Origin of the sequence: Lysobacter niastensis (assembly GCF_015453285.1) — a bacterium.
GTDB lineage: Bacteria > Pseudomonadota > Gammaproteobacteria > Xanthomonadales > Xanthomonadaceae > Lysobacter_J > Lysobacter_J niastensis.
The window spans coordinates 321,970-335,513 of record NZ_JADLZT010000001.1 but is presented as its reverse complement, the minus strand read 5'-3'; the positions used below and the strand labels follow the sequence as shown (position 1 = coordinate 335,513).

General features: G+C 66.2%; 14 protein-coding genes. 12 read left to right on the top strand and 2 right to left on the bottom strand.

Annotated elements, in window-relative coordinates; translation table 11 throughout:
- The 10 genes from IU514_RS01510 (at nt 1) to IU514_RS01465 (ending at nt 10,271) form a co-directional block, all read left to right on the top strand.
- Complete coding sequence (locus tag IU514_RS01510) at nt 1–1,242, top strand: cysteine desulfurase (RefSeq protein WP_194929534.1); 1,242 nt, start codon at nt 1–3, stop codon at nt 1,240–1,242.
- Nucleotides 1,243–1,376: 134 nt separating this feature from the next.
- Nucleotides 1,377–1,907 carry a GNAT family N-acetyltransferase gene (locus IU514_RS01505; RefSeq protein ID WP_194929293.1) on the top strand — a complete coding sequence of 177 codons (531 nt, stop codon included), beginning with the start codon at nt 1,377–1,379 and terminating at the stop codon, nt 1,905–1,907.
- The gene (locus tag IU514_RS01500) at nt 1,904–2,230 is read left to right on the top strand and encodes a non-heme iron oxygenase ferredoxin subunit (RefSeq protein WP_194929292.1); all 327 of its coding nucleotides are present in this window, start codon (nt 1,904–1,906) and stop codon (nt 2,228–2,230) included. The genes IU514_RS01505 and IU514_RS01500 overlap by 4 nt, the downstream gene beginning before the upstream one ends.
- A 249-nt stretch (nt 2,231–2,479) precedes the next feature.
- Nucleotides 2,480–4,840: a TonB-dependent receptor gene (locus IU514_RS01495; RefSeq protein ID WP_194929291.1), complete on the top strand. Its 2,361-nt coding sequence runs from the start codon at nt 2,480–2,482 to the stop codon at nt 4,838–4,840.
- 64 nt (nt 4,841–4,904) lie between these two features.
- Nucleotides 4,905–5,591: a Fe2+-dependent dioxygenase gene (locus IU514_RS01490; RefSeq protein WP_194929290.1), complete on the top strand. Its 687-nt coding sequence runs from the start codon at nt 4,905–4,907 to the stop codon at nt 5,589–5,591.
- On the top strand, nt 5,591–6,229 hold the full coding sequence (locus tag IU514_RS01485; RefSeq protein ID WP_194929289.1) for a PepSY-associated TM helix domain-containing protein: 639 nt from the start codon (nt 5,591–5,593) through the stop codon (nt 6,227–6,229). The genes IU514_RS01490 and IU514_RS01485 overlap by 1 nt, the downstream gene beginning before the upstream one ends.
- Before the next feature lie 12 nt (nt 6,230–6,241).
- Entirely contained in the window at nt 6,242–6,754 is a 513-nt protein-coding gene (locus IU514_RS01480) for a DUF2271 domain-containing protein (RefSeq protein WP_194929288.1), read from the top strand.
- Nucleotides 6,755–6,797: 43 nt separating this feature from the next.
- Nucleotides 6,798–7,607, top strand: a complete 810-nt coding sequence (locus tag IU514_RS01475; RefSeq protein ID WP_194929287.1) for a DUF4198 domain-containing protein — start codon at nt 6,798–6,800, stop codon at nt 7,605–7,607.
- A gap of 112 nt (nt 7,608–7,719) precedes the next feature.
- On the top strand, nt 7,720–8,631 hold the full coding sequence (locus IU514_RS01470; protein ID WP_194929286.1) for an FAD:protein FMN transferase: 912 nt from the start codon (nt 7,720–7,722) through the stop codon (nt 8,629–8,631).
- On the top strand, nt 8,628–10,271 hold the full coding sequence (locus tag IU514_RS01465) for a flavodoxin domain-containing protein (RefSeq protein WP_194929285.1): 1,644 nt from the start codon (nt 8,628–8,630) through the stop codon (nt 10,269–10,271). Before IU514_RS01470 ends, IU514_RS01465 begins: the two co-directional genes overlap by 4 nt.
- A 9-nt stretch (nt 10,272–10,280) precedes the next feature.
- Here the strand turns inward: IU514_RS01465 and IU514_RS01460 are convergent, their stop codons facing one another.
- Together IU514_RS01460 and IU514_RS01455 are read right to left on the bottom strand one after the other, a co-directional pair.
- Nucleotides 10,281–10,886: a HutD/Ves family protein gene (locus IU514_RS01460; protein WP_194929284.1), complete on the bottom strand. Its 606-nt coding sequence runs from the start codon at nt 10,884–10,886 to the stop codon at nt 10,281–10,283.
- Nucleotides 10,887–11,095: 209 nt separating this feature from the next.
- Nucleotides 11,096–11,440: a ComEA family DNA-binding protein gene (locus tag IU514_RS01455; RefSeq protein WP_194929283.1), complete on the bottom strand. Its 345-nt coding sequence runs from the start codon at nt 11,438–11,440 to the stop codon at nt 11,096–11,098.
- Nucleotides 11,441–11,669: 229 nt separating this feature from the next.
- Here IU514_RS01455 and IU514_RS01450 point away from each other — a divergent pair, with 229 nt between their 5' ends.
- Together IU514_RS01450 and IU514_RS01445 are read left to right on the top strand one after the other, a co-directional pair.
- The gene (locus IU514_RS01450) at nt 11,670–13,160 is read left to right on the top strand and encodes a M20 family metallopeptidase (RefSeq protein ID WP_194929282.1); all 1,491 of its coding nucleotides are present in this window, start codon (nt 11,670–11,672) and stop codon (nt 13,158–13,160) included.
- 97 nt (nt 13,161–13,257) lie between these two features.
- Nucleotides 13,258–13,506 carry a GlsB/YeaQ/YmgE family stress response membrane protein gene (locus IU514_RS01445; RefSeq protein WP_194929281.1) on the top strand — a complete coding sequence of 83 codons (249 nt, stop codon included), beginning with the start codon at nt 13,258–13,260 and terminating at the stop codon, nt 13,504–13,506.
- Nucleotides 13,507–13,544 lie beyond the last annotated feature (38 nt).

Genomic DNA, 13,544 nt, shown 5'->3' with positions numbered 1-13,544 from the left:
ATGGATGCCAGCAGTACTGCAGCCTCGACCATCGACTGGGCCCGTGTTCGCGCCGACTTCCCGCTGCTGACCCGCCAGGTCCACGGCAAGCCGCTGATCTACTTTGACTCGGCCAACACCGGGCAGAAGCCGGAATCCGTGATCGAAGCCGTCGACGACTTCTATCGCCGCCACAACGCCAACGTCAGCCGCGCCGTGCATGCGCTGGGAACCGAGGCCACCGACGCCTACGAAGCCGCGCGCACCAAGCTCGGCAAGTTCCTCAATGTCCGCAGCGACGAGCTGGTGCTGTGCAGTGGCACCACGTTCGCGCTGAACCTGGTCGCCTACTCATGGGCGCTGCCGCGCCTGCAGCCCGGTGACGCGATCGTACTGACCCGCATGGAGCACCATGCCAACATCGTGCCGTGGCAACTCGTGGCTCAGCGGACAGGCGCCACGATCAAGGTCGCCGAACTCAACGAGCGAGGCGAGCTCGACCTGGATCAGCTGTACTCCCTGCTGACGCCGGAAGTGAAGGTACTGTCGCTGACGCACGTCTCCAACGTGCTCGGCACTGTCAATCCGGTTCGCGAGATCTGCCGCGAAGCCCGCCGCCGAGGCATCGTGACCGCGGTGGACGGCTCGCAGGCTGCACCGCACCGCGCCCTCGACGTGGCCGCAATCGGCTGCGACTTCTACGCGATCACCGGGCACAAGATGTGCGGCCCGACCGGGACCGGCGCGCTGTGGGCCCGGCGCGAGCACCTCGCCGCGATGCCGCCCTTCATCGGCGGCGGCGAGATGATCAAGGAAGTGCGCTTCGAAGGCACCGTGTTCAACGATCCGCCGCACAAGTTCGAAGCCGGCACGCCCAACATCGCCGGCTTCATCGGCCTGGGCGCGGCCGTCGACTACCTGTCCTCGCCGGGCATGGCGAATATCGAGGCGCGCGAGCAGGAACTGCTGGCGCACGCAACCGAAGAGTTGTCCAAGGTCCCAGGCCTGCGCATCTTCGGCCAGGCTCGCGACAGAGCCGCGGTGATCAGCTTCCTGGTCGAAGGCGCGCACGCGCACGACCTGGCCACCCTGCTCGACCTCGAAGGCGTTGCGATCCGCTCCGGCCACCACTGCGCCCATCCGCTGATGCAGCACTTCGGCGTTCCGGCGACCTGCCGGGCATCGCTCGCGTTCTACAACACCCACGACGAGGTCGATGCCTTCGTCGCGGCACTGGGGAAGGTCCGCAAGCTGCTCGGCTGAGCTGTTCCCAACTGATCGAGGAACGTCGCGCGGCGCGGCGCAGTAGCGACAAGGGGAGTTAATTCCTTTCGTTGCAGCGCTCGCGGTTCGCGTTGTAAAACGCTGCAATATGTTCTGTTCTGGAGCCCTTTGTCGTGACGCAAGCCCCCCTCGCCTTCCGCATCGCCACTTCGAACGACATCGACGCGCTGGTGGCGCTGGTCGAGTCCGCTTATCGCGGCGACGTCAGCAAGCAGGGCTGGACCACCGAGGCCGATCTGCTCGGCGGCCGCCGCACGGGTGCGGACGACATCGCCGCCTGCATCGGGCGCCCACACAGCGCCATCGTGATGGCCGAACGTGGCAATGAACTTCTCGGCTGCGCGCACGTCGCCATCGAGGATGGTGCCGGCTATTTCGGCATGTTCTCGGTATCGCCGACGCTGCAGGGAGGCGGCATCGGCAAGCAGCTACTGGCCGAAGCCGAACGCGTCGTCCGAGACGATTGGAAGCTGGGCACCATGCGCATGACCGTGATCGATGTGCGCGGAGAGCTGATCGCCTTCTATGAGCGTCGTGGCTACCACCGCACCGGCATCCACAAGCCCTTCCCCTACGGCGACGAGCGTTTCGGACTTCCCAAGCGGGACGACCTCCGGTTCGAAATCATGGAGAAGGCGCTGTGAGCGAAAACTGGGTTTTCGTCTGCGCGACGTCGCAGTTGCTGCCCGGCGAAAGCACCGTGGCCTGGGACGGCGACACGCCCATCCTGGTTGTCAATTATGACGGCGATTTCTATGCGCTCGAGGACAAGTGCTCGCACGAGGACTACGAACTGTCCGCGGGCACTTTCGACGGCGAGGAAGCGACGATCGAATGCGTGCTGCACGGCGCGAAGTTCGACGTCCGTGACGGCCGCCCGTTGTGCGCCCCGGCCTATGAGCCCGTGCCCAGGTTCCCCGTGAAGGTCGAGGACGGCAGCGTCTGGACCCGCGACGACCGCGCCTGACCTGAGCACCGCTCACCCCGCGCAGGTGCCGCGGGTACTTTGGAAGCTGAGGTTGGTTCGATCGGCCGGCTCTATCGGCCGGTCGCTCGCACGCGCGCGAATCCAGCCCCCGGGCAACCCGCGAATGGCCTCTTGGCCGGTTTCCGTGCGGCGATTCGTTGCAAATGCGAATCGCTCTCATTAACATTGTCGATTGAAACGGCCGGCAGCGCCGTCCCCCATCGCTTTGGTACTGATTCCGGGATCCCCATGACCAACAGGAAGTTCGTTGTCTCGCCGCTTGCAGGCGCCCTGACCCTCGCGTTGAGCGCTCCCGCGCTCGCGGGCCCCTCCGGCGAGCCGATGCAGGCCACGGATCTCGACAAGGTCGAAGTCATCGGCCAGAGCGTGGAGAAGCCGAGCTCGGTCAAGTACACCGAACCGCTCCTCAACACGCCGCAGACCATCACGGTCGTCACCAAGGACGCGATGGATGCACAGGGTCTGCTGTCGCTGCGTGACGTGCTGACCACGCTTCCGGGCATCACGTTCGGCGCCGGCGAAGGCGGCGGTGGCTATGGCGACAGCATCAACCTGCGCGGCTTCACCGCCAACAGCGACATCACCACCGACAACGTGCGCGACAGCGCACAGTACAGCCGCACCGACACCTTCAACGTCGAAGCGCTGGAGCTTGTGAACGGCTCAAACTCGGTCTATTCGGGCGCGGGCTCGGTCGGCGGCAACATCAACCTGGTGAGCAAGGCTGCACGCAGCGGCGATTCCACCGTGCTGCAGGCGGGTGCGGGCACCGACAGCTACGGCCGCCTCGCGCTGGACAGCAACACCGAGTTCGACAACGGCACCGCATTCCGCATCAACGCGATGGTGCACCAGAACGATGCGCCGGGCCGCGACTATGAGAACTTCGAGCGCTGGGGCATCGCACCTTCGGTGGCATTCGGCCTGGGTACCGACACCCGCTTCACGCTGAGCTACTTCCACCAGAGCGACGACAACATCCCGCAGTACGGCGTGCCCTATTTCAGCGCCTTCGGCGGCCCGCTGCCTGGCGCGGATCCGAGCAACTACTACGGTTATCACAACGTCGACACGCAGGAGATCGATGTCGACATGCTCACCGGCGTGTTCGAGCACGATTTCAGCAGCGCCATGACGCTGCGCAGCCTGGCGCGCTTCCAGCAGGTCGATCAGCTCAGCATCGTCGACGCCCCGCAGGGGACCTGGTGCCTGGACAGTGGCATCAATCCGGCCACCGGCACCGCCTGCGCCCGCGGCTCGATCCCCGGTACCGTGGCGTTGACCGCCACCGGACCGCGCGGTCACTCCCGCGACACGCGTAACGCCATCGCCATCAGCCAGACCGACCTGACTTCCCGCTTCAGCACCGGCTCGATCGAGCATGCGCTGGTCGCTGGCGTGTCTTTCTCGCGGGAGAGCTTCGACCTGGACAGCGGCGCGGTCCTGCGCACCGCCGATGGCACCCCGGCGGTGCTGCCGCCGATGAGCATCGCGAATCCGGACTCGCTGTACACCGGCCCCTACAACTTCTTCCTGACCGGACGCACCGAAGGTTCGCTCGATAACCAGGCCGCCTACGTATTCGACACGCTCCAGTTCAACGATCAGTGGATGCTGAACCTCGGTGCCCGCTACGAGCACAACGAAGGCGACAGCGTCACCTGGAACATCAAGACCTACACCGCGCCGACCGCGGCCAATCCGCGTCCCGACAACAGCAACATCGGCGCCGTGCTGGGCCGGAATCCAGTCGCCAACAACGAGGACGACCTCTTCTCCTATCGCGCGGGCCTGATCTTCAAGCCGGTCGAGAACGGCACGATCTACCTGTCGTACTCCAACAGCAAGACGCCGTCGAAGGCCTCGGTGAACGGCTCGTGCACCGCGACCAGCACCACCGGCACCGCGAACTGCAACGTCGACCCGGAGACCGCGGTCAACTATGAGCTGGGCACCAAGTGGGACGTGCTGGACAACCTCGCCGTGACCGCAGCGGTGTTCCGCAACGAGCGCCAGAACTACAAGGTGGCCGATCCGGGCAATCCGGCCAATCCGAGCGGCGAACAGCAGCTCGACGGCGAAGCCCGCGTCGATGGCGTGTCCCTGGGTGTCGCCGGACGCATCACCCATGACTGGTCCGTGTTTGCCAACTTCTCCTGGCTCGACAGCGAAGTGTTGCAGGGCGTCTCGGACGACTGCCTGGCCCGTCCGCGCCCGGCCTGCCTCAACACTGCGGCCAACCCCGACCCGCTGAAGGGCCTGCCGATCAGTGCAACGCCGGAGCGTTCGGGCAGCATCTGGACCGCCTACGACTGGAACCAGTGGACCTTCGGCTACGGCATCACCTACCAGAGCGGTTACGAGTACTACACGAGCAGCACCACGGCCCTGATCAACAACCGCGGCGACATCAAGGGCTACACCACCCATCGCGCGATGATCGGTTATGAGGTCAACGAGCGTCTGAGCCTCCAGCTCAACGCCAACAACCTGTTCGACAAGGAGTACTACATCCGGGTGCGCAACAACGGCTGGGCAACGCCAGGCGATGCGCGCCAGGTGGTGCTGAGCGCCACCTACAGGTTCTAATCCACGCTCCATCCTTCCAGGCGCCGCCGCCCCATCGCGGCGGCGTCATCGAGAGCAGAGCCCTATGCTGCTGCAATTGCCGCAAGTCCTCAGCCCCGACCAGGTCGCCCATTGCCGGCAACGGCTGGAACAAGGCGCCTGGGCCGATGGGCGCATGACCGCTGGATATCAGTCGGCTCGCGCCAAGGACAATGCGCAACTGCCCGAGACCGACCCGGTCGCGCGCGAGCTGGGCGGACTGATCCTGGAAGCCTTGTCGCGCAACTCCACGTTCTTCTCCGCAGCACTGCCGCAGCGCATCTATCCGCCGTTGTTCAACCGCTATGCCGGCGGGCAGTCGTTCGGCTTCCATGTCGACAATGCGGTGCGCTACGACCGCAGCCGCGGCGGTGCGGAACCGGTGCGCACGGACCTGTCGGCCACACTCTTCCTCAGCTCGCCTGAGGAGTACGACGGCGGCGAGTTGATCATCGAGGACACCTACGGCACGCACAGCGTGAAGCTCCAGGCCGGCGACATGGTGCTCTACCCGGGCACCAGCCTGCACAAGGTCAGTCCCGTGACGCGCGGCGAGCGGATTGCCTCGTTCTTCTGGATCCAGAGCCTGCTGCGCGAGGACGCCCAGCGACGGCTGATGTTCGAACTCGATGTATCGATTCGCCGCCTCACGCAGGACGTGCCCGAGCACCCGGCGCTGGTGCAGCTGACCGGTGTCTACCACAACCTCCTGCGGCGCTGGACCGAGACGTGATGGCACACCCGCGGGCCGATGCCGAGGCCGATCCCAATCGCAGGGCGTGGTGGCTGAAGACGTTGCACCGCTGGCACTGGATCAGCTCGGCCGTGAGCCTGATCGCCCTGCTGCTGTTTGCCGCTACGGGCATCACGCTCAACCACGCGGCGCAGATCGAAGCCGAAGCCCAGGTCGTCACTGTCAACGAGACCCTGCCCTCGAGCGTTCTACGGACCCTGCAGGGCAAGCATGGCGACGGTGATCCGCTGCCCGGCGCCGCTCGCGACTGGATCGCACGGGAGATGAGCGTCGACACGGCCGATCGCAACGTCGAATGGTCGGACGAGGAGGCCTATGTATCGCTCCCTCGTCCCGGCGGCGACGCCTGGCTCAGCATCGATCGCAGCAACGGCGCCATCGAGTACGAGCTCACGCGTCGTGGCTGGATTGCATGGCTCAACGACCTGCACAAGGGCCGCAACACGGGTGCGGTGTGGCGCTGGTTCATCGATCTGTTCGCGGTGGCGTGCCTGTTGTTCGCGCTGACCGGGTTGTGGTTGCTGCAGTTGCACGCGCGTCAGCGCGGGTCGACCTGGCCGCTCGTCGCGCTGGGCGTGGCCGTGCCGGCGCTGCTGATCATCCTTTTCATGCATTGATACGAGAACGACATGACGCCGTCCCGCACCGTACTGTTCACCGCCCTGATGACGCCGGTTCCGGTGTTTGCCGCCGACATGACGGTCAGCATCGAGATTCCGCGACTGGACGTCGCCGAGTATCACCGCCCTTACGTCGCGGCCTGGATCGAGCGTCCCGACAACACCGTCGCCACCAATCTGGCGGTCTGGTACGACGTCAACAAGAAGGATGGCGAAGGCACCAGGTGGCTGAAGGACATGCGCCAGTGGTGGCGCCGCAGCGGCCGCACGCTGAAGATGCCGGTGGACGGCGTCAGCGGCGCAACCCGCCCGGCCGGTGTCCATTCGCTGTCGTTCAAGGGCGACAGCAAGTCCTTGGACGGCCTCACGCCCGGCAAGTACACGCTGGTGGTGGAGGCCGCACGCGAAGTCGGCGGCCGTGAACTGCTCAGCATTCCCTTCGACTGGTCGGGCAAGGCGCAGGCGCAGTCCGTACAGGGCAAGACCGAGCTGGGCAAGGTCGCACTCGCCATCAAGCCCTGATCCATCCTTACCCCACGAAGCAGAACGAAAACCGGAGTCCGTGATGAAGCTCTCTACGATAGCGATCGCCGCCGCCATGACGTTGTGCGTCGCGCTCCCCGCGTCCGCGCACAAGGCCTGGCTGCAGCCCTCCAGCACCGTGTTCTCCGACAAGGGCGCCTGGCTGACGGTCGATGCCGCGGTCTCCAACGACCTGTTCTATTTCAACCATGTGCCGCTGCGACTGGAGGGCCTGAGCATCACTGCTCCCGACGGCAGCAACGTGCAGCCGCAGAACCTGTCGACCGGCAAGCTGCGCAGCGTGTTCGATGTCGAACTCAGCCAGGAAGGCACCTACAGGATCGGCGTGCTCAATGAGGGCATGTCGGCGACCTACAAGCTCGCTGGCGAGGACAAGCGTTGGCGCGGCAAGGCGGACGCATTCGCGAAGGAGATCCCCGCCGGCGCCACCGACGTCAAGGCCAGCCAGAGCCTGGGCCGAGTCGAGACGTTCGCGACCGTTGGCACGCCGAGCACCACCGCGTTCAAGACCGCCGGCAAGGGCATCGAACTGGTGCCGGTGACGCACCCGAACGACCTCTTCGCTGGCGAAGCCGCGACGTTCCAGTTGCTGGTCGATGGCAAGCCCGCATCCGGGTTGAAGGTCGATGTCGTCCCGGGTGCGACGCGCTACCGCGACCAGCAGAACGAAATCCAGCTGACGACCGGCAGCGACGGCAAGTTCCAGGTCACCTGGCCGCAGCCGGGCATGTACTGGCTGGAAACCGTCAGCGAAGACCAGAAGACCACGCTGCCGCAAGCGAAGCAGCGGCGTCTGAGCTACGTCGCCGTGCTCGAAGTGCTGCCGCAGTAAAGCAATCGGCAGCACTCCGGTGGTTTCTACGTTCCGCATCAGCGTGCCGGCTGGCAACTGGGGGTTGCCCTCCCTGGCAGGCCCCGCCTTGCATGAATTGCGTGGATGGACCATGGGCACCACGTGGTCGGCCAAGCTCCTCACGCGCGCCGATGCGTTGCCCGCACTGGAGCGCGGAATCCAGGCGAGGCTCGATGAGGTCGTCGCGCAGATGAGCACGTGGGAAGCGGACTCCGATCTGAGCCGCTTCAACCATGCCGCACAGGGCACGTCGCACCTGCTGCCGCCGGAACTCTGCACCGTGCTCGGGGCCGCGCTGGACTTGGCCAGGGATACCGCAGGCGCCTACGACCCGACCGTCGGACCACTGGTAAATCTTTGGGGTTTCGGCCCCGATGGCGCGCGAACCGAAGCTCCCGCCGCACAGGCGCTGGCTGTCGCGCGAGGCCGCATCGGCTGGCAGCGTGTCCAGTTCGATCCTCTCACCCGCACCGCCGTGCAGCCAGGTGACTGCCATGTCGATTTGTCGTCGATCGCGAAGGGCTACGGCGTCGATCGCGTTGCCGATTACCTGATCGCGCAGGGCATCGCTTCGTTCCTGGTCGAAGTGGGCGGCGAACTGCGTGGCCACGGCCGCAAACCCGACGACAGCGCCTGGCAGGTCGCCGTCGAGATGCCGCAGGACGAAACGGCCACCGTCGCCGTGGTGGCGCTGGAAGGACTGTCGATTGCGACGTCAGGTGACTATCGCCGCTATTTCGGCGAAGGCATTGCGCGCTACTCGCACACCATAGATCCGCGAACCGGCAGCCCGGTAGCGCATGGCCTCGCATCGGTGACGGTGCTGCATCCGCAGTGCATGCATGCCGATGCACTCGCCACCGCATTGACCGTGCTGGGACCGGAATCAGGCCTCGCCTACGCGAACCGCAATGGGCTCGCCGCGCTCTTCATCACCCACGATGGCGGCGGCTTCCGCAGCCGAGCGACGCCGGCATTCGTGGCGCGCCAACACGCCGCATGAGCACCGGCGCGACACGGCGCGTCGATACCGGCGCGATCGGACAGGCCGTGCTGCTGCTCGCCTTGGCGATACTGGCCGTGCTGTTGTTGCGGTGGCAGGTCGAAACCCCGCAGTGGCGCCTGCCAGACGGTACTCGACTGATGGCAGCCGCAGCGATCGTACTGGCCTACGGTGCGTTCACGGGTGCGGTGACCCTGCTGCGGCGCCGGCGAAACAAGCGGCATGTACTGCCACACTTTGCGCCCGGCGTCGGCAACGATTGGGTAGTCGCGTTCGCCAGCCAGACAGGCCACGCCGAGTTCCTGGCACGCCGCACCTGGCAGACACTGGCTGATGCAGGCCTTGACGCGGATCTGCTCCCATTGGGTGCACTCGACATGAGCGGGCTGGCGCGTTACCGCCATGCGCTGTTCGTGGTGTCCACCACCGGTGAAGGCGACGCACCTGACTCAGCCGTGCGGTTCGTGCGCAACACCTTGTCGCATCGCGCCGCGTTGCCGGGCCTTCGCTATGGAGTGCTCGCATTGGGCGACCGCGAATACGCGCAGTTCTGCGGCTTCGGCCATCGACTCGATGCCTGGTTGCGGCATGCGGACGCGCAACCGATGTTGGACCTGGTCGAGGTCGACAATGGCGACGCCGGTGCGTTGCGGCACTGGCAGCATCACCTCGGCCTGCTTGCCGGCCGCACGGACCTGTCCGATTGGAGCGCACCGGCCTACCGGCCTTGGCGATTGACGCAGCGCACGCTGTTGAATGCCGGCAGCGCCGGCGCGGCGGCATTCCACGTCGCGCTGGAGCCGATCGATGCGGCCGGGCTGACGTGGCAGGCCGGCGATATTGCGGAAGTCGGTCCGCGCAACAGCGATGTGGACGTGGCGGCCTGGCTGGAGGCATCGCGACAGGACGGCACCGCACCGGTGTCCTCCGGCGGGACTTCGCTTGCGCTGGCCGAGCTGCTCGGCCGTTCGCACCTGCCTGACGCCGCCACTGCGCGCGAGCATGGCGCACAGGCGGTCGCTGACATGCTTAGACCATTGCCGCATCGCGAATACTCGATCGCCTCGCTGCCGCCCGATGGCTCGGTGCACTTGCTGGTCCGGCAGATGCGGCGAAGCGATGGCCGGCTGGGCAGCGGCAGCGGCTGGCTCACCGCCCATGCGCCAATGCTCGGCAAAGTCGATCTGCGCATCCGCAGCAATCCCGGCTTCCATCCACCGGCCGATGACCGGCCGATGGTGTTGATCGGCAACGGCACCGGCATCGCCGGGTTACGCGCATTGCTGAAATCGCGAATCGCATCGGGATGGCGACGCAACTGGCTGCTGTTCGGCGAGCGCAACGTTGCCCACGACTTCCACTACGGCGACGAGGTCCGTGCGTGGCAGCACGATGGCGTGATCGAGCGGGTGGACCTCGCCTTCTCGCGCGATCGCGGCGACAGGACCTATGTACAGCACCTGCTGCAGGACCAGTTGCCGCGACTCAGGGAGTGGCTGGAGTCAGGCGCATCCGTGTACGTATGCGGCAGTCTGGAGGGCATGGCGCCTGCTGTGGATGCGGTGCTGCGCGAGGCTGTCGGCGCGGATGAGCTTGAGATGATGGCCCTAGAAGGCCGCTACCGCCGCGACGTCTATTGATCAAGCGCATCAACTGCTGGCGTGGGGTTCGATCCGGATCAGCAAGGCCTCGCCGCCGCCATCCAGCACGTGGCGCAAGCGCTCATCGCCCGCCGTGAATATCGCGCTGTCGCCCGCCGCCAACGCCGGCAGTCCGGAGTCGTCACCGAAGTGCGCCTGCCCCGCCATCAGGTGGACTGCCCAGGTCGTGTAAGGCTCCACGAAGATCACCATCGGCCCGACCAAGGGACGGTGCCAGAGCTGCGCACGCACGCGGTCGCGCCGCCACATCAGGTTGAAGTCGTGAGTCGGCCCATCGATCAGTTCGCCTACCAGACTTGCCTCACCGGCGAAGCGAAGCTTGCCGTGCGGTGGCTCGAGGTCGTGGACTGCGCCATCCTCGAACCGCAGCCGCAGGCCGTTGCCTGACAGCAGCACCAGTTCGCGATCGATGCCCGGAAACGCCGAGAAGGCGGAATCGCGCTCGATCTCGGCAATCGAAAGCCGCCAGTTCCAATCCCCCTCTTCGGGCCAGCGGGCGATCTCGCGCGTCCAGCCGAGCTGGTTCCGCCAGCGCTCCCGGCGGTACTCGTTGGCGGGGATCACCCGCGAGCGATGAAGGTCTGCCAATTGCATCTACCGTTCCGGTCCGGACCCCACCAGTTTAACGATGCCGGTCCGCGCGGGCGGCCGCATCTGCCCTGGTTATGCAGACAACAGGTTCCGCCCGGGCGCAGGTCCCTCTGCGCCCGGGCGGTGCACGTCCTTGTCCAGGGCTCTCCCCCAACTCCTGCGGGAATCCTTTCCCCAGCCAGCCCCCATCCCTGGGGCACCGGCATTCCGGGTCAGCGCTTGACGGGTGTGCGCGGCGCTGCGGCGGCCGGCTTGCGTGCCGCTGGTGCAGCGGCGGCGCCCCCGACGACGATCCGGTCACGGTTCTTTTCGACGGTCTTCAACCCGACGCCCTTGACCAGCGCAAGCTGATCCGGACTGCGGAATGGGCCGTTGGCCTTGCGGTAGGCGACGATGGCCTCGGCCTTGGAAGCACCGATGTTGAGCAGGACGCGGTCGATCGTGGCGGCGTCGGCGGTGTTGATGTTGACCTTCTCGGCCGCGTGGGCGGAGATCGCGATACCTGTCGCCAGCAGCAGGGCGGCGATCCGGGGCATTGCAACAGCGAACGACTTCATGGCTTGGCTCCGTAAGAGTGGATTCCGTTCCACCGGCAGGCCGGGACCTGTCCTTCGTGCCCGGAGGCTTTCACTGCCGGTATGGACAGTCTCCGTATCCCCTGCGGCCACCGTATCGTCCTAGCCACCGCGCGGCAGCCAGCCCACGCCCCGGCATGGAGTAGGAAAAGTCCGACGCTGGCGGGGGCGGTAGAATGGTGGCCTTCCTATCCCCGCTCGAGGCCGTTCCATGGACGCCAGCAAGGTCGACCGCTACGTCGGCGAGAAATGGGACGACGAAATCGTCCCGCAGCTCGTCGAGTACATCCGGATTCCCAACAAGTCGCCGATGTTCGACGCCGACTGGGTCAAGCACGGCTACATGGACGACGCGGTCGGCCTGATGGAGCGTTGGGCCAAGGCGCAGCCGATCCCCGGCATGAAGGTCGAGGTAGTGCGCCTGGAAGGCCGGACGCCGCTGATCTTCATCGACATCCCGGCCGCCAACGGCGGCAGCAACGACGACTGCGTGCTGCTCTACGGCCATCTGGACAAGCAGCCGGAGATGACCGGCTGGGATGCCGACCTCGGCCCCTGGAAGCCCGTGATCAAGGGCGACCGCCTGTACGGTCGCGGCGGCGCCGACGACGGCTACGCGATCTTCGGCTCGCTGGCAGCGATCCTGGCGTTGCAGGAACAGAGCCTGCCGCACGCCCGTTGCGTGGTGCTGATCGAAGCCTGCGAGGAATCCGGCAGCTATGACCTGCCTGCCTACGTCGACCACCTCGCCGGCCGCATCGGCAAGCCTTCGCTGGTGGTGTGCCTGGATTCTGGCTGCGGCAACTACGACCAGCTGTGGTGCACGACCTCGCTGCGCGGCCTGACGGGCGGCAACTTCACTGTCAAGGTGCTGAGCGAAGGCGTCCATTCCGGCGACGCCTCCGGCATCGTGCCGTCCAGCTTCCGTCTGCTGCGCCAGATCCTGTCGCGCATCGAGGACGAGAAGACCGGGCGCATCCTGATCGATGGCATGCACGCGGAGATCCCCGCCGAGCGCCTGGCACAGGCGCGCGAGGCCGCACGCGTGCTGGATACGGCCGTGTTCGACAAGTTCCCGTTTCTGCCCGGCATGAAGCCCATGGACGACGAACTCGCCGAACTGGTGCTCAACCGCACCTGGCGCCCGGCGCTGTCGGTGACGGGCGTGGATGGCATGCCGCCGCTGAGCTCGGCCGGCAACGTGCTGCGTCCGCACACCTCCGTGAAGCTGTCGCTGCGCCTGCCGCCGACGCTGGACGGCAAGAAGGCCGGCGAGATGCTGAAGCAGGAGCTGATGCGCGATCCGCCCAACGGCGCCCATGTCTCGCTGGACCTGGAAAAGGCCTCGACGGGCTGGAACGCGCCGGCACAATCGCCGTGGCTGACCAAGGCCATCGATGCCTCGAGCCGCGAGTTCTTCGGCCAGCCGGCCATGTACATGGGCGAAGGCGGCACGATCCCCTTCATGGGCATGCTCGGCGAGAAGTTCCCGGGCGCGCAGTTCATGATCACCGGCGTGCTCGGTCCGCATTCCAATGCGCACGGCCCGAACGAGTTCCTGCACATCCCGATGGGCAAGCGCGTCACCGCCTGCGTCTCGCGCGTGATCGCCGAGCACCACCTGGCCAGCCAGCGCGGCGAGACGACGGGCGTGTCCGCGGTGGCCGGCGGCGAGCACCACGGCGACCACGGCTGCTGCTGATCCCGGTCCAGGTCCGCCGCCCGGACCTCCCCGCGCACGTGCCCGTATCCGCTGCTAGGATGCGGGCGCGTCACCAACCATCCTGGAGGGGAGTGATATGGGCGGCATCCTGTACACGATCATCATCGGTGCGGTCATTGGTGTACTTGCTCGTTTCTTCAAGCCGGGCGCGGACCCGATGGGCTGGATCCTGACGATCCTGCTCGGCATCGCCGGCGCCTACATCGGCAGCCTGTTCGTCAAAGGCGGCGGCGTGATCGGATTCATCGTTTCCATCGTCTGCGCCATCGTGTTGCTCTTCATCTACGAGTTCATCCGCAGCAAGACCGCCAAGCCGGCGGCCTGAGCGGGTTCCGGACGAAACAGAAAACCCCGGCAGTGCCG